Here is a 26,033-nt window from a genome sequence, read left to right on the forward strand (position 1 = left end):
CAAACCAGACGAAAAAAACCCGGATCCAAGGACCCGGGTGTTTGGCTCAGTCGCAACGTTACGTCATGGCGGCCACCAGGCTGGCGATGAACTCAGCGCTGTCGACGATCCCGTCATGATCGGTCTCGATCATCACTGAACGCTCGACGCGCCCCTGGCCGTGGATGCTCGCCATATGTTGCTCGATCAAGTCCTTGCAACGACCGGCCCGGCTTAACGAGGCCCACCAGCAACTGAGCGGCGCGTTGATCGGCTTGAAGTCGGCGGCCAGCATGCGTTCACTCAGGGCGCGGTCCACTTCCCAGGAAATCTGCGCCTCATTGCCGCGTAACAGCTCTTGCTTGATCGCAGTAAAGGCCTCGCCCAATGTCTGCTCGGCCCAGCCCACGAACGCGTGCAATTGCGCGTGTTCATCGTCGGTAAGCCGCTGGCATCGCAGCCAGGCATCGTGGATCTGCTCGGCATACGCCGGGAACATCACACCGAGCAGGGCGGCGCGGCGTTCATGGGTCGATACCGGGCGTTCCTCCTCGGCTACTACAGCCTCCCAGTAGGCCTTGAGCCATTGCGGCGGCGCGGCGTCGATCCAGCCGACGAACTCGACCGCGCGCCCCGCCTGCTCCAGCCCATAAGCCACTTCCATCGCCAGATTACCGCCCAGGGACCAGCCTGCCAGGCGGAACGGCCCTTGGGGCTGGGCTATCAACAGCTGCGCGGTGTAGTCCTCGACCATTGCTTGCCATTCGGGCACCGCAGTGCCCTCTTCGGCCAGGGCACGGCACATCACGCCGTACACCGGACGCTGCTCACGCAGGGCCAGGGCAATCGCGGTGTAGCAGTGCACCGCGCCGAAGCTGGGGTGGAACATAAACAGCGGCGTGCCTTGGGCCTGGCTGTTGAGTTTGACGATCGTGGAGCGCCGCGCCTCACCGTGCAGGCAATTGACCTGTCCACGCACGGTCGGGTTAAGCATCAACTGGCTGACCGACAAACCGACGCCGCTGATCTTGCGCAGGCGCTCCTTAAGCATCAGCACCAGCAGCGAATGGCCACCCAGCTCGAAGAAGTTGTCGTTAAGCCCTACTTGCTCAACCCCCAGCACGTCACGCCAGATCGCCGCCACCTGGCATTCGATCTCACTGTGGGGGGCCTCGAACGCCTGTGCCGCGTGGACCTCAGGCTTGGGCAACGCCTTGCGATCCAACTTGCCGTTGGGGCTCAACGGCATGTGTGTCAGCAGCACCCACTGCGTGGGAACCATGTAGTCCGGCAAGTGCGCCGCCAGATGCGCGCCGATCAAGGCTTTCCAGTCTTGCGGCGGCTGATGCAGCACCAGGTAACCCACCAGGTGCGTGCCGTCCACCGCCAGCACGGCGGCTTCGCGCACCCTGTCGTGCTCCAGCAGGCGTGCCTCGATTTCGCCCAATTCGATACGCAGCCCACGCAGCTTGACTTGATGATCAATGCGCCCGGCGTACTCGATGACGCCGTTGTCGCGATAACGCGCCAGATCGCCGGTCCGGTAGAGGCGTTCGCCGCTGCCGAACGGGTCGGTCACGAAACGTTCGGCCGTCAACCCGGCACGACGCTGATACCCCCGCGCCAAGCCGGCACCGCCCAGGTACAGCTCACCCAGTACGCCTATCGGGGTCGGTTCCAGATTGTCGTCCAGCACGTAGCACGTCAGGTTGGCAATCGGCCGGCCAATCGGCACCGCATCGGCGCCGTCATCAACACAGGTCCAGTGGGTCACGTCGATAGCGGCTTCGGTCGGTCCATACAGGTTGAACAACCCGGCCTGGGGCAGCTTGGCGAACACCTGCTGTTGTGTGTCTGCCGGCAGTGCCTCACCGCTGCACACGATGCGTTGCAGGCTGTGGCACGTCACCGCCGTGGGGTCCTGCAGAAATGCTTGCAGCATGGACGGCACGAAGTGCAGCGTGGTGATGCCCCGGGCATTGATCAGGTTGACCAGCCTGGCCGGATCGCGATGATCCCCAGGCGCCGCCACGACCAGACGCGCACCGGTGAGCAAAGGCCAGAAGAACTCCCATACCGACACGTCGAAGCTGAACGGAGTTTTCTGCAACACACTGTCGCCGGCGTTCAGGCCATAGGCCTGCTGCATCCAGCACAGCCGGTTGGTGAGCGCCGAATGCCGATTGCCGGCGCCCTTGGGCTGGCCGGTGGAGCCCGAGGTGTAGATCACATAGGCCAGGTTTTCGCCGTCGACCACGACCTGCGGGTTGTGCGCCTGGCTGTCTTGCAACCAGGCATCGCCTGGCTCCAGCACCCAGTACTGCACGCCGTGGGGAATCGGCAGGTCCTCAAGCAGGTGCGCCTGGGTCAGCAATAGCTTGACGCCACTGTCCTGCAGCATGTACGCCAGCCGCTCGCGCGGATATTCCGGGTCCAGCGGCACGTAAGCGCCGCCGGCCTTGAGCACCGCCAGCAGGCCAACGACCATCTCGACGGAACGTTCCACCGCCAGCCCGACCAGGACGTCCGGCCCTACCCCGGCAGCTATCAAACGATGGGCCAGGCGGTTTGCCCGCTGGTTGAGCTGGGTATAAGTCAGAGACTGCTCGGCGAACACCAGGGCCTGGGCATCGGGTGTACGTTCAACTTGTGCTTCGATAAGCCGATGCACACTGTGGTGCAACGGATATGTCTCGTGCGTGGCGTTCCAGGCCTGCACCACGCGCTGGCGTTCATCCTGGGCCAGCGACGGCAGCGCGCCCAGACACCGGGACGCGTCTTGCGCCAGTGCTTGCAGTAATTGCTCAAAGTGCTCGGCCAGACGCTGGATCTGCGCCGCATGAAAAGAGTGCCGACTGTAATTGAACTCAAGCCCCAAGGTGTCACCGATGCCCAGCAGCACGGTCAACGGGTAATGGGTCTGCTCCAGGCTGTGCACCGCACCAAAGCGCAACCCCGACGGCGCACCCTGTTCCAGCGCTTCGGACACCGGGTAGTTTTCAAACACCAGGATGCTGTCAAACAGCGCCTCGCCGCCCAGCCCGGCCCAACGCTGGATCTCGAACAGGGGGGTGTGTTCCTGCTCGCGCAAGCGCACATTCTGGGCCTGGATGTGGTGCAACCATTGGCTCACCGTCATGCGTGCATCGGGCGTCGCCACCACCGGTAGCGTGTTGATGAACAACCCGACCTGTTGCTCGATCCCTCGCAGCTCCGCCGGGCGGCCGGCCACCGGGGCGCCGAACGCCACGGTGGCCTGCCCGGTGTGATGCCGCAACAGCAACAGCCAGGCCGCTTGCACCAAGGTATTGAGGGTCACCTTGTTGCTTTGGGCGAACGCCTTGAGATGCGCGGTGCGCGCGGCATCGAGCTGCAACCGATGCTCACCGTTCACCGTCAAGGCCGGGTCGCTGGCCAGGACCGCGCGGGCCAGGCGTGTGGGCTCTTGCAGGTCTTGCAGTTGCGCCTTCCAGAAGGCCTCGCTGACCGACCTGTCCTGCGCCTGCAGCCAGGCAATGTAATCGCGATAACGTCCCAGCGGTGCACGCAGCGGCTCACCCGCATAATGCTGCAACACCTCACCGAACAGCTGCGAACCGCTCCAGCCGTCCATCAGGATGTGATGATTGGTGTAGATCAGGTGGTAGTCAGACGTGCCGGTTCGCACCACCGTCAGGTTCAACAGCGGCGCCTGCTCCAACACGAAACCCCGCGCTCTGGCCGATTCGGCGAGATGATCGAGGGCATTGCCACAGTCGCTGCGGCCTTGCCAATCCAGCTCGGCGAACGGCAGGCGTACCTGCTTGTAGACCACTTGCAACGGCTGCTCCAGCTCGGTCTGCCAGAGGAAACCGCTGCGCAGGATCTCGTGGTTGTCCACCGCCGCCTGCCAGGCCTGGCGGAAGCGCGCTACGTCCAGCCCTTGAACATCGATCCGCATCTGGTTGATGTAGTCACCGCCGCCTTGTGTGTAAAGCGATTGGAACAGCATGCCCTGTTGCATCGGCGACAGTGGGTAAAGGTCTTCGACTTCGGACGCAGCCAGCGGCAACGCGTCCAACTGCGCCTGGGACAACTGTGCCAACGGGAAATCCGACGGTGTTACGCCGCGGTTGGCCGGTTCGCAGCAGTGCGCTATTACCGCCTTGAGTTCCTCGGTGTAGTCATCCGCCAAGCGTTGCACGGTCGCCTCAGCAAACATTTGCCGACTGAAACTCCAATTCAGCTTCAGTTCACCGCCGTACACCTGGCCATTGATTTCCAGCCAGTTGCCCAGCGGCGCGTCGGCGCTTTGCTCCGCACCGCTGGCGTCTGCGCACGGCGCGAATAAACCGGTCTCTTGGCCCGCATCAAAATTGCCGTCGAACTGCCCCAGGTAATTGAAGGTGATGCGTGGTTGCGGCAGTTCGCTCAGTGTTTGGCGAGCCTGGGGCGTGCCCAGATAACGCAGCGCACCGAAGCCCAAGCCTTTGTCGGGCACCGCGCGCAGTTGCTCCTTGATGTGCTTGAGCGAATCCGCCAACGAATCAGTCGGCACCAGTTGCAGCGGATAGAGACTGGTGAACCAACCGACGGTGCGGGTCAGGTCGATGTCGTCGAACAAGTCTTCGCGGCCATGCCCTTCCAGGCGTAATAACATTGACGACTCACCACTCCACCGCACGATGACGCGCGCCAGGGCGGTCAGCAGCAGGTCGTTGATCTGGGTGCGGTAAGCACTGGGCGCGTCCTGCAGCAAGCGGCGGGTGAATGCCTGATCCAGGTGCGTGGTCACGCTCAGTGCATGACGATTGCTCAAGCTGGCCTGCGGGTCGGCACCCGGTAAGCCGACCGGGCTGCCGTCCAACTGTGCCTGCCACCAGGCCAGCTGTTGCGCCAGTGCGGCGCTGGCTGCGTAAGTTTGCAGGCGTTCGGCCCAAGCCCTTGTAGCGCTGGTCTTGGCCGGCAGTACCGGCGTGCGCCCTTCGGCGATCTGGCGATACGCCGTCTGCAAATCCTCCAGCAGGATGCGCCAGGACACGCCATCGACCACCAGATGGTGGATCACCAGCAATAAACGCTGGGTGCCATCGGCCAGATCAACCAGCACCGCACGCAGCAGCGGGCCGTTGCTCAGGTCCAGGCTGCGCTGGGCTTCTTCGCCCAATGCATCCAGCTCATCGGCGCTGTCCAACGCGGTCTGCCACAGCACCTGTTCAGCCTGGTGCTGCTGCGGTTCGCGATAGGCAGCGGTCCAGCCGACCGGTCCCTGGGTAAAGCTGCAGCGCAATGCATCGTGGTGCACGATCAACGCCTGCAGCGCAGCCACCAGCAGCGGAGCCTGTAACGGCTGATGCGCGTGCAGCACCACCGACTGGTTCCAGTGCTGGCGCTCAGGAATATCATCGGCAAAAAACGCCTGTTGCACCGGTAACAGCAACAACTCGCCGCTCAGTGGCGACTGGTCCAGCAGGGTCACGCCTTCGCCTTGCCGGGCTACCGAAGCCAGGCTTTGCACGGTCTGGTGCTGAAACAGGTCTTTAGGCGTAAACCGCACGCCGGCCTGGCGCGCGCGACTGACCACCTGGATCGAAATGATCGAATCCCCACCCAGTTCGAAGAAGTTATCGTGCAACCCAACCTGGGGCAGGCGCAGCACGTCCGCCCAGATCGCTGCAATCTGCTGCTCCAACTCACTCTGCGGCGCCACATACACCTGCTGCATCTGGCTCACGTCCGGCTCCGGCAGGCCCTTGCGGTCGAGCTTGCCGTTGGGGGTCAGCGGCATGTGCTCCAGGAACATCAGGTGCGTGGGCACCATGTAGTCCGGCAGGCGCGCTTTCAGGGCCCGGCGCAGGTTCTCGCGGCAGGTGGCTTGGGCCACGGCGTCGCTCAGCAAATGCGCATCCAGCGGCACCACATAGGCGACCAGCTGCTTGCCGTGCGGTCCTTCCTGGGCCACCACCACGGTTTCGCCGACACTGTCCTGTTCGCGCAGGCGCGCTTCGATCTCGCCCAGTTCGATACGGAAGCCTCGGATTTTCACTTGATGATCAACGCGGCCCAGATAATCCACCACCCCATCCGGGCGGCCACGGGTCAGGTCGCCGCTGCGGTATACGCGGCTGCCGGGCTTGCCGAACGGGTCCGGCACAAAGCGTTCGGCGGTCAGCGCCGGGCGGTCCAGATAACCGCGCGCCACGCCCTCGCCGCCCAGGTACAGCTCGCCGGCCACGCCGATCGGTTGCAGGTTGAGTTGCGCGTCCAGGACGTAGCCGCTGCGGTTGCCCAGCAACGTGCCGATCGGCGCATACACCGCGCCGCAGGGGTCGCCTCGGCGGGCCTTCCATAGCAACGGCGTGACCACGGTTTCGGTCGGCCCGTAGCCGTTGAACAGGTAGGTCGGTTTGAGCGCGCGCCAGGCCAGGTCATAGCTGGCCTGGGCCACTGCATCGCCGCCAAAGCAGTACACGCGTACATTCGGCGGGTTGCCGTCGCGCTCGGCATGCTCGGCCAGCTGTTGCAGGTACACCGGCGGGAACACCGCCATGGTCACGTGGTGGCGGTGCATCTGCTCGTAGGTGTACTCCGGCAACCATAGGCTGTCGTCGCGGATCAGCACGCTGGCGCCGTTGATCAGCGGGTGCATCCAGCCTTCGTGGGAGCCGTCGAAGGCGAACGACATAAAGTGCAGCTCGCAGTCGTCGGGGCCTGTTTCGTAGCGCTCGCCGGTGGCGATGATATGCGCCACCAACGGGCCGTGCGCCACCGCCACGCCCTTGGGCAGGCCGGTGGAGCCGGAGGTGTAGATCACGTAGGCCAGGTTGTCGCCGTCCAGTGCGACGTCTGGCGCGGTGGCGCGGTTGTCGGACCAGACCTGTGTCTGATCGATTGCAAGAACATGCAAGCCGTCCGGGATCGGCAAGCGTTGTTGCACCGACGAATGAGTCAGCAGCAACTGCGCACGGCTATCCTGCAGCATGTACAGCAGGCGGTCGCGCGGGTATTCGATATCCAGCGGCACATACACACCACCGGCTTTCATGACCGCCAGGAACGCCACCATGCTCTCGGCACTGCGCGGCATGGCGATGGCTACGCGCACTTCCGCGCCGACGCCACGGGCGATCAGGGCGTGGGCCAGGCGATTGGCCTGGCTGTCCAGCTCGCCATAGGTGAGGGTCTGCGTAGAGAATTTCACCGCCACGGCGCCGGGATTTTCCCGCGCACGATCGGCGAACAACTCATGCACCAGGCGTCGGGACGAGAAGCCGGAATCGGTGCGGTCCCACAACGCCAGGATCTGCTGCCGCTCGTGGGCGTCCAGCAGGTTCAATTGGCTCAGGCTTTGCTGCGGGTCGGCCACCATCGCCTGCAACAGATGCTGCCAGTGACGCGCCATGCGTTGCACGGTGCCGGCTTCAAACAGGTCCAGGGCATACCCCAAAGTGGCCCAAATGCCTTCGGTGGACTCCTGAATATCCAGGTCCAGGTCGAAATGCGCAGTCTTGCTTGCCCATTCAAGCCCTTCGACGCGCAGGTGCGGCAACTGGTGCTGCGCTTGAGCCTGACCCACATCGGTCTGGTGGTTGAACATGACCTGGAACAGCGGGTTATGGCTCAGGCTGCGCTCGGGCTGCAGTGCTTCTACCAGTTGTTCAAAGGGCAAGTCCTGATGGGCCTGGGCTTCAAGTGCCCGTTGCCGGGTCTGCTGCAGCAATTGTGTGACGCTCATCTGGCCATCAATGTCCGCCGTGAGCACCTGGGTGTTGACGAAGAAGCCGATCAGTCGCTCGGTCTCGCTGCGATTGCGGTTGGCAATCGGCACGCCGACGCGGATTTGCGCCTGGCCGCTGTAGCGGTGCAGCAAGGTCTGGAACGATGCCAGCAACAGCATGAACACGGTCACGCCTTGCTGCTGGGCCAGGGCCTTGAGGTCGCGGGTCAGCGTCGGCGCCAGTTCGAAGGCCAGGCGCGCACCACGGTGGCTCTGCACCGCCGGGCGTGGGTGGTCGAACGGCAACTCCAGCACGCTCTGCTCGCCGCCGAGCCTGTCGCGCCAGTACGCCAGTTGGCGGTCTTTCTCGCCCGCGTCCATCCAGTGACGCTGCCACACGGCGTAGTCGGCGTACTGGATCGGCAACGCCGGCAGTTGCGGGGTCTGGCCATGGCTGCAGGCGGCATACAATTGCACCAGTTCCTCGACCAGCACTTGCATTGACCAGCCATCGGAAACGATATGGTGCTGCACCAGCACCAGCACATGCTCATCCTCGGCCAAGCGCAGCAACGACACGCGCATCAACGGCCCTTGTTGCAGATCGAAGGGCTGCGCGATCTCGGCCTCGATCCAGGCCTTGAGCGCTTCCTCATCGACATCGGCACGGGCAATCTGCAGCGCCCTGCGCGGTTCAATCACTTGAACCGTACGCGCGTGCTCTTGGCGCAAATGGGTGCGCAGGCTTTCATGGCGCGCCAGCAGGGCGTCGAAGCTGCGTTGCAGCGCCGGCACATCCAACGTGCCTTTCAAACGCAGGGCGCTGGGGATGTGGTACGCCGCACTCTGCGGCTCCAACTGCCAGAGAAACCACTGGCGCTCCTGAGCATAGGACAGCGGCAACGGTTGGTCGCGTGGGGCCGCGACCAGCGGCGGTGCTGTTGATACAGCAGGGGCCTGCGCGTCGAGCGCGGCGACAAACCCCTCCAGGCGCGGCTGCTCGAACAGCGTCTTGAGCGGCACCTCCAGGTTCAGCTCGCTGCGAACGCGCGAGACCACCTGCATCGCCAGCAACGAATGCCCACCGGATTCGAAGAAGTGCTGGTTCAGGCCAATGCGCTCCATGCCCAGGATAGACGCCCAGATGGCTGCTACCTGCTGCTGCAGGGGCGTCACCGGCGCCTGCCACGCCGGCTGCATGGACGTCGCATCAGCCTTGGGCAGCGCCTGGCGGTCGAGCTTGCCGTTGGGGTTCAACGGCATGCGTTCGAGGAAGATCAGATGGGCCGGCACCATGTAATCCGGCAACTGATCGCGCAGGCTGGCCTTGAGCTGCTCGGCGACTTCAACCTGCTGCGCGGCAGATAAGGGCTGCGTCGGCACCAGGTACGCCACCAGTTGGTTATCGGCTGCCAGCAGCAACGCTTCGCGCACCGGGTCCTGCGCCAGCAGCAACGCTTCGATTTCACCCAGCTCGATGCGGAAGCCGCGGATTTTGACTTGATGATCGGCCCGCCCGACATACTCGATCACGCCATCGGCGCGGTAACGCGCCAGGTCGCCGGTGCGGTACAGACGCTCGCCCAGGCGGCTGAACGGGTCGGCGACAAAGCGCTCGGCGGTCAGGTCCGGCCGTTGCAGGTAAGCGCGGGCCAAGCCGCTGGCACTGGCGATATACAACTCGCCTACCGCGCCGATCGGCAACAGATTGAGGTTGCCGTCGAGCACATACAGGCCACGACCGCGCAACGCCCGGCCGATAGGGCTGGCGCTGTTGCCAATCACAACGTTGTCGGCGCTGCAGTCGAGGGTGCTTGAGACCACCGTGGCTTCGGTCGGCCCATAGGTATTGAGCAGGCGTACGGCCCCCAGCCCGGCCTGGCGCCACAGGGCCGGGCCGTCCAGCGGCATGGCTTCGCCGCCGATATGGACCTGGCGCAAGGCACCGTAAGAACGTGGCCCGGCCGCCAGGCAGTCGTGCAGGAATAACTTCCAATAAGCTGTCGGCAAGTCGGCCAGGGTAATGCCCTGGTCGATGATCTGGCGATACAGCTGCGCACCGTCCCACAGTTGCGGGCCGCGCAGCACCACGGTGGCGCCAAGGGTCAGGGCCGGGTACAGCTGCTCGACAAAACCGTCGAAGTTCAGGGTGGCGAACTGCAACACTCGGTCCTGCGGCACCAGGCGCGAATACTCGGCCGCGATACCGGCGAACTCACTGAGTGCCGCATGACTGATGGCCACGCCCTTGGGCTTGCCGGTGGAGCCCGAGGTATAGATCACGTACGCGAGGCTGTGGGGTTCGAACGTGACTGCGGGGTTGTGCTCGCCAAAGTGCGCCAATTGCGCCTCGGCCTGGTCGATATCCAGGGCGGTCACCCCGTGCGGCAGCGGCAGACGCTGACGCAGGTGCGAGTGAGTCAGCACCCTCTGTACGCCACTGTCCTGGAGCATATGCACCAGGCGCTCGCGGGGATAATCGGGGTCGAGCGGCACGTAGGCGCCGCCGGCCTTGAGCACCGCCAACAGGCTGACCACCATGGCCAACGAGCGCTCGACCGCGATCCCCACCAACACTTCCGGGCCAACGCCCTGGGCGATCAGATAGTGCGCCAATCGGTTGGCCTGGCGGTTCAGCTCGCCATAGCTGAGAGCCTGCTCGTCGAGGACCAGAGCCTGGCGTTCAGGCTGCCGGAAGGCCTGGGCCTCGAACAGATGATGCACGGCCTGCAAGCTGCCGACGGTGGCCGGGGCGTTCCAGTCCCGCAGCAGCACCTGGTGCTCGGCTGTGCCCAGCATCGGCAACGCACTCAGACGGTTGCCGGGCTCGTTCACCAGCGCCTCGAGCAGGTGTTGCCAGTGCTGCGCCAGGCGCTCGATAGTGGTTGCGTCGAACAGGTCAGTGGCATAGGTCAGCGCGGCCCAGATGCCTTCGGCGGACTCATGGGTGTCCAGGCTCAGGTCGAAATGGGTGGTGGGGCTGTCCCACTCCAGCTCAGTCACACGCAGGCCGGGTAACTGTTGGCCGCCGCGCCCGCCCTGGGCATCGGTCTGGTGGTTGAACATCACTTGGAACAGCGGGTTGTGACTCAAGCTGCGCTCGGGCTGCAACGCCACCACCAACTGTTCGAACGGCAGATCCTGGTGCGCCTGGGCTTGCAGGGCGCGTTGCTTGGTCTGCTGCAGCAGTTGCGTAAACGTCATCTGCCCGTCGAGGTCGGCCTTGAGCACCTGAGTATTGACGAAAAAGCCGATCAACCGCTCGGTTTCGACCCGATTGCGGTTGGCGGTCGGCACGCCGATGCGAATATCCGCCTGGCCGCTGTAGCGAAACAGCAGGGTCTGGAAGGACGCCAGCAACAGCATGAACAACGTCACGCCTTCTTGCTGCGCCAGGCGCTTGAGCGCTGTCACCCGCTGCGCACCGAGGTGGACCTGCAGGCCCGCGCCTCGATGGCTTTGCCGTGCCGGACGAGGATGATCCAGAGGCAGTTCCAGTACGGGTTGCTCGCCCCCCAGCAGCGCCTGCCAGTACGCCAGTTGCCGGGCTTTTTCACCCGCCTCCATCCACCGCCGCTGCCACAGTGCGTAATCGGCGTACTGGATCGGCAGCTCAGGCAATGCCAGGTCCTGGCCCTGGCTGTAAGCGGCATATAGCTGCACCAGTTCCTCGACCATCACCTGCATCGACCAGCCGTCGGAAACGATATGGTGCTGCACCAGCACCAGCACATGCTCATCCGCCGCCAGTTGCAGCAGGCTGACGCGTAGCAGCGGGCCCTGCTGCAGATCGAAGGGCCGCGCGACGTCCTCGGCAACCCTTGCCATCAGGGTTTGTTCGCTGACACTGTCGCACTGGATGTAAATGCGCGCCTCGGGCGCTGCGGTCTGCAGCAGGTGCTCGCCGTCCTGAACCAGATGCGTGCGCAGGCTTTCATGTCGGGCCAACAGCGTATCGAAACTGCGTTGCAGGGCTGGCAGGTCCAGGTGCCCCTGCAAGCGCAGGGCACCTGGGATGTGATAAGTGCTGTTGTGCGGGTCCAGTTGCCACAGGAACCACTGACGTTCCTGGGCATAAGACAGCGGCAGGTATTGGCCGGCCTCGCGAACCGCGGCTATCGGCAGTTGGGCAAAGCTCATGCCGCGACTTTGCAGGCGCTGATAAAACTGCTGGCGCTGTTCCAGCGGCAGGCGAAGAAAGCGCGAGACCAGATCGATATTAGGGTTGGAAAGCATGGGTCAAATCGCCTCTAGTTCGCTCAAGAAGTCACGAAGGTCGTCAAAATCTTCCGCGCTGCCGGCACGGAAGGTGGCTGCGGCCTGGACATAGGCACACAGGGTTTCGGTCTGGAACACTTCCACCAGCGGCACGTCCAGACCCAGCTCGGCCTGCACCCGCGAGGTGATCTGGATTGCCAGCAGCGAATGCCCGCCCACCTCGAAGAAGTTGTCGTTGAGTCCCACCTGGGGCAGGTGCAGCACCTGGGCCCAGATCGCGGCGATCTGCTGCTCCAGTTCGGTTTCGGGGGCTACGTAGGCCTGTTGCATCAGGCTCACGTCCGGCTCCGGCAGGCCCTTGCGGTCGAGCTTGCCGTTGGGGGTCAGGGGCATGTGCTCCAGGAACATAAAGTGCGTGGGCACCATGTAATCCGGCAGGCGCGCTTTCAGGGCCCGGCGCAGGGTGTCGCGCAATGCGCTGTCGTCGGTGGCACGGGTCGGCACCACATAGGCCACCAGTTGTTTACCGGACGGGCCGTCGTGGGCCACCACCACGGTTTCGCCGACACTGTCCTGTTCGCGCAGGCGTGCTTCGATCTCGCCCAGCTCGATACGGAAGCCTCGGATTTTCACCTGATGGTCAACGCGGCCCAGATAATCCACCACCCCATCCGGGCGGCCACGGGTCAGGTCGCCGCTGCGGTATACGCGGCTGCCGGGCTTGCCGAACGGGTCCGGCACGAAGCGTTCGGCGGTCAGCGCCGGGCGGTCCAGATAACCGCGCGCCACGCCCTCGCCGCCCAGGTACAGCTCGCCGGCCACGCCGATCGGTTGCAGGTTGAGTTGCGCGTCCAGGACGTAGCCGCTGCGGTTGCCCAGCAACGTGCCGATCGGCGCATACACCGCGCCGCAGGGGTCGCCTCGGCGGGCCTTCCATAGCAACGGCGTGACCACGGTTTCGGTCGGGCCGTAGCCGTTGAACAGGTAGGTCGGTTTGAGCGCGCGCCAGGCCAGGTCATAGCTGGCCTGGGCCACTGCATCGCCGCCAAAGCAGTACACGCGTACATTCGGCGGGTTGCCGTCGCGCTCGGCATGCTCGGCCAGCTGTTGCAGGTACACCGGCGGGAACACCGCCATGGTCACGTGGTGGCGGTGCATCTGCTCGTAGGTGTACTCCGGCAACCATAGGCTGTCGTCGCGGATCAGCACGCTGGCGCCGTTGATCAGCGGGTGCATCCAGCCTTCGTGGGAGCCGTCGAAGGCGAACGACATAAAGTGCAGCTCGCAGTCGTCGGGGCCGGTTTCGTAGCGCTCGCCGGTGGCGATGATATGCGCCACCAACGGGCCGTGCGCCACCGCCACGCCCTTGGGCAGGCCGGTGGAGCCGGAGGTGTAGATCACGTAGGCCAGGTTGTCGCCGTCCAGTGCGATGTCTGGCGCGGTGGCGCGTTGATCGGCCCAGGCGTCGGTATGGTCGATAGCCAGTGTTTGCAAACCCTCGACCATCGGCAACTGCGGCAACGCGCTGCTGTGAGTCAGCAGCAACTGCGCATGGCTATCCTGCAGCATGTACAGCAGGCGGTCGCGCGGGTATTCGATATCCAGCGGCACATACACACCACCGGCTTTCATGACCGCCAGGAACGCCACCATGCTCTCGGCACTGCGCGGCATGGCGATGGCTACGCGCACTTCCGCGCCGATGCCACGGGCGATCAGGGCGTGGGCCAGGCGATTGGCCTGGCTGTCCAGCTCGCCATAGGTGAGGGTCTGCGTAGCGAATTTCACCGCCACGGCGCCGGGATTTTCCCGCGCACGATCGGCGAACAACTCATGCACCAGGTGCCCGGCCGAGAAACCGGAATCGGTGCGGTCCCACAACGCCAGGATCTGCTGCCGCTCGTGGGCGTCCAGCAGGTTCAATTGGCTCAGGCTTTGCTGCGGGTCGGCCACCATCGCTTGCAACAGATTCAGCCAGTGGCTGGCCATGCGCTCAATGGTTGCAGGGGCAAACAGGTCAGTCGCGTAGCTCAGGGAAGCACGCAGCAGGGTCGAACTTTCTTCCACGTCCAGCGCCAGGTCGAATTGGGCCACGTGTTCGTCCCAGCTCAGTACGTCGACCTCCAATTCGGTGAGGCGCTGCAGATGGCGCTCGGCAGCGCTCATGCGGTGGTTGAACATCACTTGGAACAGCGGGCTGAGGCTCATGCTGCGTTCAGGCTGCAAGGCTTCCACCAGTTGCTCGAACGGCAGGTCCTGATGGGCCTGAGCTTCCAGGGAACGCTGACGAGTCTGTTGCAACAGCTGCGCCACGCTCATTTGCCCATGGACATCGGCCTTGAGCACCTGGGTATTGACGAAAAAGCCGATCAGCCCTTCGGTTTCCAGGCGATTGCGGTTGGCAATCGGCACGCCGATGCGCACATCTTCCTGGCCACTGTAACGGTGCAGCAAGGCTTGGTAGGACGCCAGCAACACCATCGGCAAGGTTGCTGCACTGCGTTGCGCGAGGCTGCGCAGGCCCGCCAGCAGCGGGCCCGACAGCGCAACGCTCAGGCGCGCGCCGCGATGGCTTGGCAGCGCCGGGCGCTGATAGTCAAACGGCAACTCCAGCACCGGCTGCACGCCGCCCAACTGCTCGCGCCAGTACGCCAGTTGGCGGTCTTTCTCGCCTGCGTCCATCCAGCCGCGCTGCCACACGGCGTAATCTGCGTACTGGATCGGCAATGCCGGCAACTGCGCGGTATGGCCCTGGCTGAAGGCGGCATACAGCTGAACGAGCTCCTCGACCAGCAGTTGCATCGACCAGCCATCGGAGACGATATGGTGCTGCACCAGCACCAGCACATGCTCCTGCGCCGCCAGGCGCAGCAATTGCACGCGCAGCAGCGGCCCACGCAGCAGGTCGAACGGCCGTGCGACGGTCTCGGCGACCCGTGCCGTGAGCGCGGCTTCATCGATATCGACCCGCTCGATTTCAATCCGCACCCGCGCCTCGATTACCTGCACGGTGCCGGCGGCGTCCTGGCGTATATGGGTGCGCAGGCTTTCATGCCGCGCCAGCAAGGCGTCGAAACTGCGTTGCAGCGCAGCCAGGTCCAGCGCGCCTTTCAAACGCAAGGCACTGGGGATGTGGTACGCCGCGCTTTGCGGATCCAGTTGCCAAAGGAACCACTGGCGTTCCTGGGCGTAGGACAGCGGTACTGGCTGCTGGCGGTCGGCGGGCAGCAACGCCGGAGCGCGTACGCCCTCCTCGCCCAGTGCATTCACGAAGTCACTCAGCACGGGCTGTTCGAACAGCCGCTTGAGCGCCACTTCCACCCCCAGCGCCTGACGCACCCGCGAGACCACGCGAGTGGCCAGTAATGAGTGCCCACCCGATTCGAAGAAGTGATCGTCCAGGCTCACCCGAGGCAGTTCCAGCACCTCAGCCCAGATCGCCGCGATTGTCTGCTGGCGTGCGGTCACCGGTGCGACGTAGGCACCGCCCGACAGACCGGCGTCAGCCTTGGGCAGCGCTTTGCGGTCGAGCTTGCCGTTGGGGGTCAGAGGCAGGCTGTCGAGGAAGACCAGGTGCGCGGGCACCATGTAGTCCGGCAAACGCGTGCGCAACGCTGCCTTATAAACCTCGGCCGGCTGTGGCGTCGCCGTCACCAGATAAGCGATCAGACGGTCGTTATCGGCCAGCACCACGGCCTCGCGCACGGCCTCGAAATCGCGCAGGCACGCTTCGATTTCACCGAGTTCGATACGGAAACCCCGCACCTTGACCTGATGATCGACCCGGCCGATATACGCCACCACGCCGTCGGCGCGATAGCGCGCCAGATCGCCGGTGCGATACAGGCGTTCGCCCGGCGCACCATAGGGGTTGGGCACAAAGCGTTCGGCCGTCAGCGCCGGCCGCGCATGGTAACCGCGTGCCAGGCCCGCCCCGCCGATCAGCAGTTCGCCGGGGGCACCGACCGGGTTGGGCGACAGCCCGGCATTGAGGATGAACAGCTGGGTGTTGGCGATGGGCCGTCCAATAAACGGCTGCGCCTGCAGCAGGCGATGCGCCGCCGACCAGATGGTGGTTTCGGTGGGGCCATACAGGTTCCACACCGGGCCCTGCAGGTCGAGCAGGCGCTGGGACAGATCGGCCGACAACGCTTCACCGCCGCACAGGCTCTTGATGCCGCGCAGCAGAGGCGCGCGCGGGCTTTCCAGCAACATGCGCCACGTCGATGGCGTGGCTTGCAGCACGTTGGCGCGCTGGGAGTGCGCCAGGTCGAGGATCGCCTCGGGATCGAGCGCCAGGGCCTGTTCGCCCAACAGCAGCGTGGCGCCGACGCTCAACGGCACGTACAGCTCCAGGGCAAAAATGTCGAACGAGAACGTGGTCAGCGACAGCATTCGCGCGTCGGCCGCAATTTCCAGCGTGCCGGCCATGCCGCAGGTAAAACTGCACAGGGCCTCGTGTCGCACCATCACGCCCTTGGGCTTGCCGGTGGAGCCCGAGGTGTAGATCACGTAGGCCAGGTGTTGCGGTGTGACGTGAACCGTCGGGTTGTGCTCGGCACCGCCGGCGTCGTCGACCAGCAGCACCTGCAGGCCCTGGGATTGCGCCAGGCGATCGTGCAAGTGCGCCTGGGTCAACAACACCCGGGCGTGGCTGTCTTGCAGCATAAAGGCCAGGCGTTGCGCCGGAAATTGCGGGTCCAGCGGCACATAGGCGCCACCGGCCTTGAGGGTCGCCAGCAGGCTGACCACCATCTCCGCGCAGCGCTCCACATGCACCGCCACCAGCACGTCCGGGCCGACGCCGGCGGCGATCAGGCGATGGGCCAGGCGGTTGGCGCGACGATTGAGCTCACCGTAGCTCAGCGTCTCGTCGTTGAACTGCAGCGCGATGGCCGCCGGCTGTGCCTGGGCCTTGGCTTCGAACAACTGATGCACACACTGCGTCCGCGGGTAGTCGACCGCGCTGTGATTCCAGTCCTCGATGCTCTGCTGCCATTGAGGCGCGCTGAGTATCGCCAGGTCGTCCACGGCCTGGGAGACATCGCGCACGACCGCGCGCAGCAGGTTCTGCCAATGTTCGGCCAGGCGCTCGATGGTGGCCGCCTCGAACAGATCGGTGGCGTACGTGAGCGACGCCCAGAGCCCGGCAGCCGACTCCTCGGTTTCCAGGTTCAGGTCGAACTGGGTCGTGTGACCGGCCCAGTCCAACGGCTGCAGTTCCAGGCCGGGCAACTGCGGCGGGCCGGCGCGCAGGCTGTCCTGATGATTGAACATCACCTGGAACAGCGGGTTGTGGCTCAGGCTGCGCTGCGGTTGCAGGGCCTCCACCAGTTGCTCGAACGGCAGATCCTGATGGGCCTGGGCTTCCAGCGCGCGCTGCTTGACCTGGGCCAGCAACCGGTCGAACCCCATCTGCCCCTGCACCTGGGCCTGCAACACCTGGGTGTTGACGAAGAAGCCGATCAGACGCTCGGTTTCCAGGCGATTGCGGTTGGCGATCGGCACGCCTACGCGAATCTCGGATTGGCCGCTGTAGCGGTGCAGCAACGCCTGGAACGCGGCCAGCAACAGCACAAACAGGGTAACGTCCTGACGCTGTGCGAGGGCCTTGAGATCGGCCACCAGCGCGCGGTCGAGCGGCACCTGTCGCCGAGCGCCGCGATGGCTCTGCACCGCCGGGCGCGGATGGTCCAGCGGCAGTTCCAGCAGCGCGTGTTCGCTGCCCAGGCGGCGGCACCAGTAATCGAGTTGACGTTGCTTTTCGCCGGCCGCCATCCAGTCGCGTTGCCACGCGGCGTAGTCGGCATACTGAAGCGGCAGCGCCGGTAATGGGGCCTGACCCTGATACAACGCGAGCAGTTCGTCGACCATCACCTGCATCGACCAGCCATCGGAAATGATGTGGTGTTGGGTGATTACCAGCACGTGGTGATCGGGGTCGACTTGCAGCAGTTTGACGCGCATCAACGGACCATCGACCAGGTCAAAGGGCCGTTGAATTTCCTGCGCGACGCTGTGTGCGAGCGACGCCGGCGCAACGCGCTGGTGTTCGACTGCAACCCCAGCCTGCGGGTGGATGACTTGCCACACCTGCTCGCCCGCCTCCCGAAACGTCGTGCGCAACGGTTCATGCCGCTGCACCAGGGCCAGGCACGCGCGCTCCAGCGCCGGAGTATCCAGCTGGCCACGCAGGTGCAGGGCCATCGGCACATGGTAGGCCGCGCTGGTCGGGTCCAGTTGCCACAGGAACCATTGCCGCTCCTGGGCATAGGACAGCGCCAGCGGCCGCTCACGCGACACCGCAACCATCGGCGGCGCGGTATCGGCCTGCACGCCCGCGCACGCCACGGCGAACGCTTCCAGCGTCGGCTGTTCGAACAGCACGCGCAGCGGTACTTCCAGCTTAAGGTCATGGCGCACCCGGGAAATCACCTGGGTGGCCAGCAAGGAGTGCCCGCCGCGTTCGAAGAAATGGTCATCCAACCCCACCGCCTCGACCTGCAGCACTGCCTGCCAGATCGCGGCCAGTTGCATTTGCAGCGCGGTCTGCGCGGCGCGATAGGCCTGGCGCGATGGGCTCAGGTCCGGGGCCGGCAACGCGCGGCGATCGAGTTTGCCGCTGGGGTTCAGGGGCAGCGCGTCGAGCACTACCCAATGCGCCGGCACCATGTAGTCCGGCAGCGACCGTTGCAGGATCGTCGCCAGGGCCTGGGTATCCAGCGCCTGCGCCAGGGCGGGCACCACATAAGCGACCAACTGCGCACCGGTCGCGCTCGGCCGGGCGATCACGGCGGCCTCGCGCACCTGCGGCAGGGCTTGCAGGTGAGCTTCGATCTCGCCCATTTCGATCCGGAAACCGCGCACTTTGACTTGATGGTCGATACGCCCCACATACTCCAGGTCACCCGCTGCGTTGCGGCGGGCCAGGTCTGCGCTGCGGTAGAGCCGCGCGCCCGGCGTGCTGGAAAACGGGTCCGGAAGGAAGCGCTCGGCGGTCAGCGCCGGGCGGTCGAAGTAGCCCTGGGCCAGGCCGGCTTCGGCGCCGATGCACAGCTCGCCGACGCCTTCACCGCCGAGCAGGTCGAAGGCACTGTCGAGCACATACAGTGCGCGCCCTTCGGTGGCGCGGCCAATCGGCACGCCGTACGCTTCGTTGGCATCCGCAAGGTGGCAGGTGTGCACGCTGGACACCACCGTGGCCTCGGTCGGCCCGTAGGTATTAACCAGGCGCACCTGCCCCAGCCCGGCGGCGTGCCAGGCGCGCAGCCCTTCCACCGACATCGCCTCGCCGCCCACATGCACCTGGCGCAGCTTACCCAGCGTGCGGCCATCCATGGCGCACTCCTTGGCCAACAAGTACCAGTATGCTGCGGGCAGGTCGGCCAGGGTCACGTCCTGCTCGACGATTTCCCGCGCCAGTTGTCCGGCATCCCACAACTCATCACCACGCATGATCAGCGCCGCGCCCCTGCACAGCGGCGGGTAGCACTGCTCGACAAACCCGTCGAAGCTGAACGTGGCGAACTGCAGCACACGATCATCGCGACGCAACTGGCTGTAGACCGAGGCGCTGTCGCAGAACTGGCCGAGGGCGGCATGATCGATGGCCACGCCCTTGGGTTGGCCGGTGGAACCGGAGGTGTAGATCACATAGGCCAGGTCGGCGGCAGCGGCATGGTTGGGCGGATTGACCGCCGGGTAGCCCGCCAGCTCCGCCCCTTCGGCGCTGAAGTCCAGGCGGGTCAGGCCCTGGGGCAGCGGCAGGTCGGCCAGCAGCCCGGTTTCGCTGAGCAGCAGGTTCAAGCGACTGTCGGCCAGCATATAGGCCAGGCGTTCGGCGGGGTATTTGGGGTCCAGCGGCACGTAGGCCGCGCCGCTCTTGAGCACTGCCAGCAGGCTGACGATCAGTTGCGGACCCCGGCGGCACGCCAGGCCCACGCGCTGGCCAGGGCCGACGCCAAGCGCCAGCAGACGATGGGCCAGGCGGTTGGCCCGCGCGTTGAGTTGTGCGTAGCTCAACCGCACATCGCCCGCCTGCACTGCCAGTGCGTCAGGGGTGCTGGCGGCCTGGACGGCGATGCGTTCGTGCACGCGCGCGCTGCACTGCGCGGCGGCAGGCGATCGGCTGCAGGCGAGCAGTTCGCGCCGGGTGTCGGGCGCCAGCAGGTGCAGGCTGCCCAACGGTGCCCGGGCATCGGCGAGCAGTTGCACCAGCAGGTGCCGCAGGTTGGCGCCGAGTCGGCTGACTTGCTCGGCACTGAAACGCGCGCGGTCGTAGCTGAACTCCAGACGCAGGCTCGCGCCCAGCTCGATGCCAAGGGTCAGCGAGTAATGGGTCCGCTCGTGGTTATGCAACGGGCCGAAAGTCAGCCCGGCGGGCGCACCCTGCTTGAGGGCGTCGGCCACCGGGAAGTTTTCGAACACCAGCAGCGTGTCGAACAGCGCGCCCTGCTGGCCGGCCCAGCCTTGAATGTCATAGAGCGGTACGTGTTCGTGATCGCGCAGGCTCAAGTTGAGGGTTTGCAACTCGCTGAGCCAATCGGCGGCCGACTGTGCCGGCGACGCCGCGCTGACCATCGGCAACGTATTGATAAACAGGCCCAACTGCTGCTCGATCCCCGGCAACGGCGCCGAGCGCCCGGCGACCGTGGCGCCGAAGGCGACGCAGGCCTGGCCGGTATAGCGCTGCAACAGCAAGGCCCAAGCCCCCTGCAGCAGGGTATTGAGGGTGATTTTATGAGTGCGGGCGAACTCGCCGAGGGCGCGGGTGAAGTCGGCGTCCAGCACCATGGGGTAATCGGCCATGCCGCTGCCGTTGACGGGCACACGCAGCGCATCGGCCAGCAGAGTCGGCGCCTCAAGAGGTGCCAAGGCCGCTTTCCAGAACGCTTCGCCGCTGGGTTGTTGCTGCAGCCAGCCGAGGTAATCGCGGAACTGCCCCGTCGGCGCAGGCACTGCGTGGCCGGCATAGTGAGCGATCACTTCGGCGAGCAATTGGGCGTTACTCCAGCCATCCATCAGGATGTGGTGACTGGTGAAAATCAGGTGCCATGCATTGCCGGCGCCGCGCACCAGCATCAGGCGAAACAGCGGCGCCGCGTCGAGGGCAAAGCCCCTGTCGCGTTCAGCATCGGCCAATGCATCCAGGTCGGCGCCCGTGTCTTCGATCACCTGCAACTGCAGGTCGACCTGACGCTGGATCAGTTGATGGGCACTGTCCAGGCCCAGCCAGTGAAAGCTGCTGCGCGGGATGTCATGGCGGTCCAGAGCGGCCTGCCAGGCGCGCCCGAAGGCCAGCAGGTCCAGGCCTTGGATATCCAGGCGCAATTGGTTGATGTAGGCCTGGGCCTGGGGCTCGTACAAGGTATGGAACAGCATGCCCTGCTGCATCGGCGACAGCGGGTAGAGATCGGCAATCTGCGGCCCCGCCACGGGCAACGCCTCCAGTTGCGCCTGGCTCAGGCGCGCCAGTGGGAAGTCGGACGGCGTGACCTGCCCGGCCGGCGTGGCACAGCATTGTTCGATCACGGCCTTGAGTTCGACGGCATACTCGTTCGCCAGACGCTGGATGGTCGCCACGTCGTACATGTCGCTGCTGAAGCCCCAGCGCAACGCCAACTCACCGCCGTACACCTGCCCTTCCACGGTCAGCCAGTTGGCCAGCGGGGCCTCGGGGTCCTGGGCCTGACCGCCGCCCTGCGTCGAAGGGACGAACAGCGCCGACGCATCGAACTGGCGGTCGAATTGGCCCAGGTAGTTGAACGTGATGCGCGGCGCGACCTGGCTCGCCAGGCTTTGGCGCGCGGCCGGGGTGCCGAGGTAGCGCAGCAGGCCGTAGCCGATGCCTTTGTGCGGCACGGCGCGCAGTTGCTCCTTGACTGCCTTGATGGCGCTCGACAACTCGCCGCCGGCCTGCAGGCGCAGTGGGAACAGACTGGTGAACCAACCGACGGTGCGGCTCAGGTCGAGATCGTCGAACAGGTCTTCGCGGCCATGACCTTCCAATTGGATCAGCGCCGCAGGCTGCTGGCTCCAGCGGCTGATGACCCGCGCCAGGGCGGTCAGCAACAGGTCGTTGACCTGGGTGCGATAGGCCGCCGGGGCATCCTGCAGGAGTCGCCGGGTGTGCTCGGCGTCGAGGCGGATTTCGAGGGTGCGGCCCAGGCGGTTCTGCAGGCCGCCATGAGGGTTGTCGCAGGGCAGATCCGCCGCCATGGTCTGCGCCTGCCAGTACGGCAGTTGCGCGTCGAGGGTCAGTGCATGGGCCTGCAATTGCTGCGCCCAGCGTTGGTAGGCGCTGGTCTTGGCCGGCAGTGCGGCGTGGCGATAAGCCTGTTGCAGATCCTCCAGCAGCACGCGCCAGGACACGCCATCGACCACCAGGTGATGGACCACCAGCAACAGCCGCTGCGTACCATCGGCCAGCGTCGCCAAGGTGGCGCGCAGCAAAGGGCCGTGTTCCAGCTCCAGGCTGCGCTGGGCTTCATCGCACACGGCGGCCAGTTCGCTGTCGTCGGCGACCTGGGTTTGCCATAGCGCCGCATCAGTGACCGGCGCGGCATGCCATTGCAGCCACTGGCCGTCCCGCTCGACGAAGCGCAGGCGCAAGGCATCGTGGTGATTGATCAACTGGGTCAGGGCCGCTTCCAGGCGTGCCGGTGCCAAGGCTTCCCGTGGGGTCAGCAGCAGCGATTGGTTCCAGTGATGACGCGCCGGGATCGCCTGCTCGAAGAAGCCGGCCTGCACTGGGGTAACGATCACGTCGCCGCTGACAGGCCCTTGGTCGATCAGCGCCAATTGCTCAAAGCTCGCCACGCGCGCGAGACTGCGCACGCTCTGGTATTGGAACAGGTCGCGCGGGCTGAGGCGGATGCCGGCCTGACGGGCGCGGCTGACCACCTGAATGGAGATGATCGAATCGCCGCCCAGTTCGAAAAAGTTATCGTCCAGGCCGACCTGGGGCACGCCGAGCACGTCGCTCCAGATTGCCGCCAGCGCCTGTTGCAGAGGGTTTTCCGGCGCGCTGTAGACCTGCTGCGGCGCAGCATCCGGCTGCGGCAAGGCTTTGCGGTCGAGCTTGCCGTTCGCGGTCACCGGCAGCTTGTCCAGGTGTACCCAGTGGGTCGGCACCATGTACTCCGGCAGGCTGTTGAGCAACCAGTCCTTAAGATCGTCCGGCGCGTCACCTTGGAGAACCAGATAGGCCACCAATTGCTTGCCGCCCTGCACCAGCACCACGGCTTCACGCACCGATGGGTGCTGCAACAGGCGCGTTTCGATTTCCCCCAGTTCGATCCGCAGGCCGCGCAGCTTGACCTGATGGTCGAGACGCCCCAGGTATTCGATCACCCCGGTGGCACGCTGGCGCACGCGGTCGCCGGTGCGGTACAGACGCGTGCCGTCGCCGAACGGGCTGGGCACAAAGCGCTCGGCGGTCAGCGCCGCACGGCGATGGTAACTGCGGGCCAGGCCGGTGCCGCCCAGGTACAGCTCGCCGGACACGCCGGCGGGCACCGGGTTGAGTTGGGCGTCGAGCACATAGGTGCCGAGATTGGCGATGGGACGGCCGATGGGCACGCAGTCGGCGCCTTCATCGACGCAGGTCCAATGGGTCACGTCGATGGCGGCTTCGGTCGGGCCGTAGAGGTTGTACAGATTGGCCGCCGGCAGCTTGGCGAACACCTGTTGCTGCGCCTCCAGCGGCAAGGCTTCGCCGCTGCACACGATGCGCTTGAGGCTCGCGCAGGCCTGCACGCCCGGCTCGTGGATAAACGCCTGCAGCATCGACGGCACGAAGTGCACCGTGGTGATGGCGTGACGGCCGATGGTTTCGATCAAGCACGCCGGTTCGCGGTGCTCGCCAGGAGCCGCGACCACCAGGCGCGCGCCGGTCATCAGCGGCCAGAAGAACTCCCACACCGACACGTCAAAGCTGAACGGGGTTTTCTGCAGGACCGCGTCACTCCCATCCAGCCCGTAGGCTTGCTGCATCCAGCACAGACGGTTGACCAACGCGCGATGGCTGTTACCGGCCCCCTTGGGTTTGCCGGTGGAGCCGGAGGTGTAGATCACGTAGGCCAGGTTCAGCGCGTGCACGCTCACTTCGGGCGATGCGCTGCTGTAGTCCTCCAGCCACTCGGCAGGCTGATCGAGGGCAATCGCTCGGATACCCGCAGTGGGCAACGACGGCAGCAGGCTCTGCTGGGTAAGCAGCAGTTGGACGCCGCTGTCTTCAAGCATGTAGGCCAGGCGCTCCTGGGGGTATTCGGGGTCGAGCGGCACATAGGCGCCGCCCGCCTTGAGAATCGCCAGCAGGCCGATGACCATTTCCATCGAGCGCTCGACGCAGATCCCCACCAGCACATCGGGACCGACGCCCTGCTCGACCAGCGCGTGGGCCAACTGGTTGGCGCGGCCATCGAGCTGGGCATAGCTCAGGGTGGTATCGCCGAACTGCAAGGCCGGCGCATCAGGGGTGGCGCGTACTTGATCTTCGATCAGGTGGTGGATGCCGCGCTCGGTGGGATAGGTTTGCGCGGTCTGGTTCCAGGTGTGGATCACGCGTTGGAGTTCGTCGGCGTCCAGCATCGGCAACTCGCCGATACGCTGCTCGCCATCGCCCACCATGGCGTGCAGCAGGCTGATCCAGTGGCGGGCCATACGCTCGACGGACGGCGCGTCGAACAGGTCGTTGGCGTAGGTCAGCGCGGCGTGCAGGGTGCCGGATTTTTCAAAGGTGTCCAGGGTCAGGTCGAACTGGGTGGTACGGCCTTGCCACTCCACCAGGGCCAGCTCCAGGCCCGAGGCAGTGCTGACCGAAGCGATGTCGGCCACCACCGGTTGGTGGTTGTACATCACCTGGAACAGCGGCGTATGGCTCAGGCTGCGTTCGACGTGCAGCGCTTCCACCAGGCGTTCGAAGGGCAATTCCTGGTGGGCCTGGGCGCCGAGGGCATGTTCCTTGATGGCTTGCAGCAGTTCGGCGACGCGGGTTTGCCCGGTCAATTCGGTGCGCAGTACCTGGGTGTTGACGAAGAAGCCGATCAGCCCTTCGACTTCCGTGCGGTTGCGGTTGGCGATCGGCACGCCGACGCGGATATCGCCCTGGCCGCTGTAGCGATGCAACAGCACGTTGAACGCACCGAGCAGCAGCATGAACAGGGTCACGTTGTGCTGTTGAGCGCAGCGACGCAATTGCGCGGCAAGGTCCGCATCAATCGCGAAGTGATGGCGAGTGCCCTGATAGCTGGGCATGGCCGGGCGCGGACGGTCGGTGGGCAGTTCCAGCACCGGGTGCTCATCCCCCAGGCGCGCCTGCCAGTAATCCAGTTGCCGCGCCTGCTCCCCCGCTTCCATCCAGCGGCGCTGCCACAGGGCGTAGTCGCTGTATTGGATCGGCAGCGGCGGCAGTCGGGGTGTTTCGTTGCGTTCGTAGGCGTCGTAGCTGCGGATGAATTCGTCGATCAGCACGTTCATCGACCAACCGTCGGAGACGATATGGTGCAGGGTCAGCAGCAGCACATGCTCCCGCTCGGCGAGCTTCAGCAGTTGCACGCGCAGCAGCGGACCGTGTTCCAGATCGAACGGTAACAGCGACTGGCGCACCGCCGCGGCGCTCACCGCCTGCTCCCGCTCGGCCAGCGGCAGGTCGCTCAGGTCGAGCTGCTCCACCGCCACCGAGGGCTCGATGCCCACCTGCGACAAGCGTTCATCAGCCTGACGCTGAAACACCGTGCGCAGGGTTTCGTGGCGCTCGACCAGACTGGCGAACGCCTGTTCCATGGCCCGCAGGCTCAAGGCCCCCGTGAGCCGCACCGCGCCCGGCAGGTTGTACGCGCCACTGGTCGGGTCCAATTGCCAAAGAAACCACATGCGCTGCTGCGCGTAGGACAACGCCTGGCGATCTTCCGCCTGCACCCCGGCCGGAATCGGAAACCGCGAAAACTCCACGCCTTCTGTCTGTAAGGCCTGCAGGAACCTCTGGCGTTTTTCCAGGGGCAACCCGATAAACCGGCGAGCAAGTTTCAAGGAGTCTTCAGCATTCATTTCTTGGGATCCGGAGCAATAGGCAGGAAGCACAAAGGCACGTCGTCCCTATAAAACGAATCGCGAAAGGAAAAATTAGCGAGGGGATGCA

Annotated in this window: 2 protein-coding genes; both read right to left on the reverse strand. The window is 65.2% G+C overall.

Annotated elements, in window-relative coordinates:
• Positions 1 to 58: 58 nt before the first annotated feature.
• Positions 59 to 11,911, reverse strand: coding sequence for a non-ribosomal peptide synthase/polyketide synthase (locus tag OSC50_RS14015; RefSeq protein ID WP_267165218.1), 11,853 nt, complete (start codon positions 11,909 to 11,911; stop codon positions 59 to 61).
• Between the two features lie 3 nt (positions 11,912 to 11,914).
• Complete coding sequence (locus OSC50_RS14020; protein WP_266248928.1) at positions 11,915 to 25,942, reverse strand: non-ribosomal peptide synthase/polyketide synthase; 14,028 nt, start codon at positions 25,940 to 25,942, stop codon at positions 11,915 to 11,917.
• Between the last annotated feature and the right edge of the window lie 91 nt (positions 25,943 to 26,033).

It is taken from the genome of Pseudomonas quebecensis (assembly GCF_026410085.1).
GTDB lineage: Bacteria > Pseudomonadota > Gammaproteobacteria > Pseudomonadales > Pseudomonadaceae > Aquipseudomonas > Aquipseudomonas quebecensis.

Coding starts and splice junctions, on each gene's coding strand:
- OSC50_RS14015 (WP_267165218.1), bottom strand. CDS start 11,911: ATGCTTTCCAACCCTAATATCGATCTGGTCTCGCGCTTTCTTCGCCTG.
- OSC50_RS14020 (WP_266248928.1), bottom strand. CDS start 25,942: ATGAATGCTGAAGACTCCTTGAAACTTGCTCGCCGGTTTATCGGGTTG.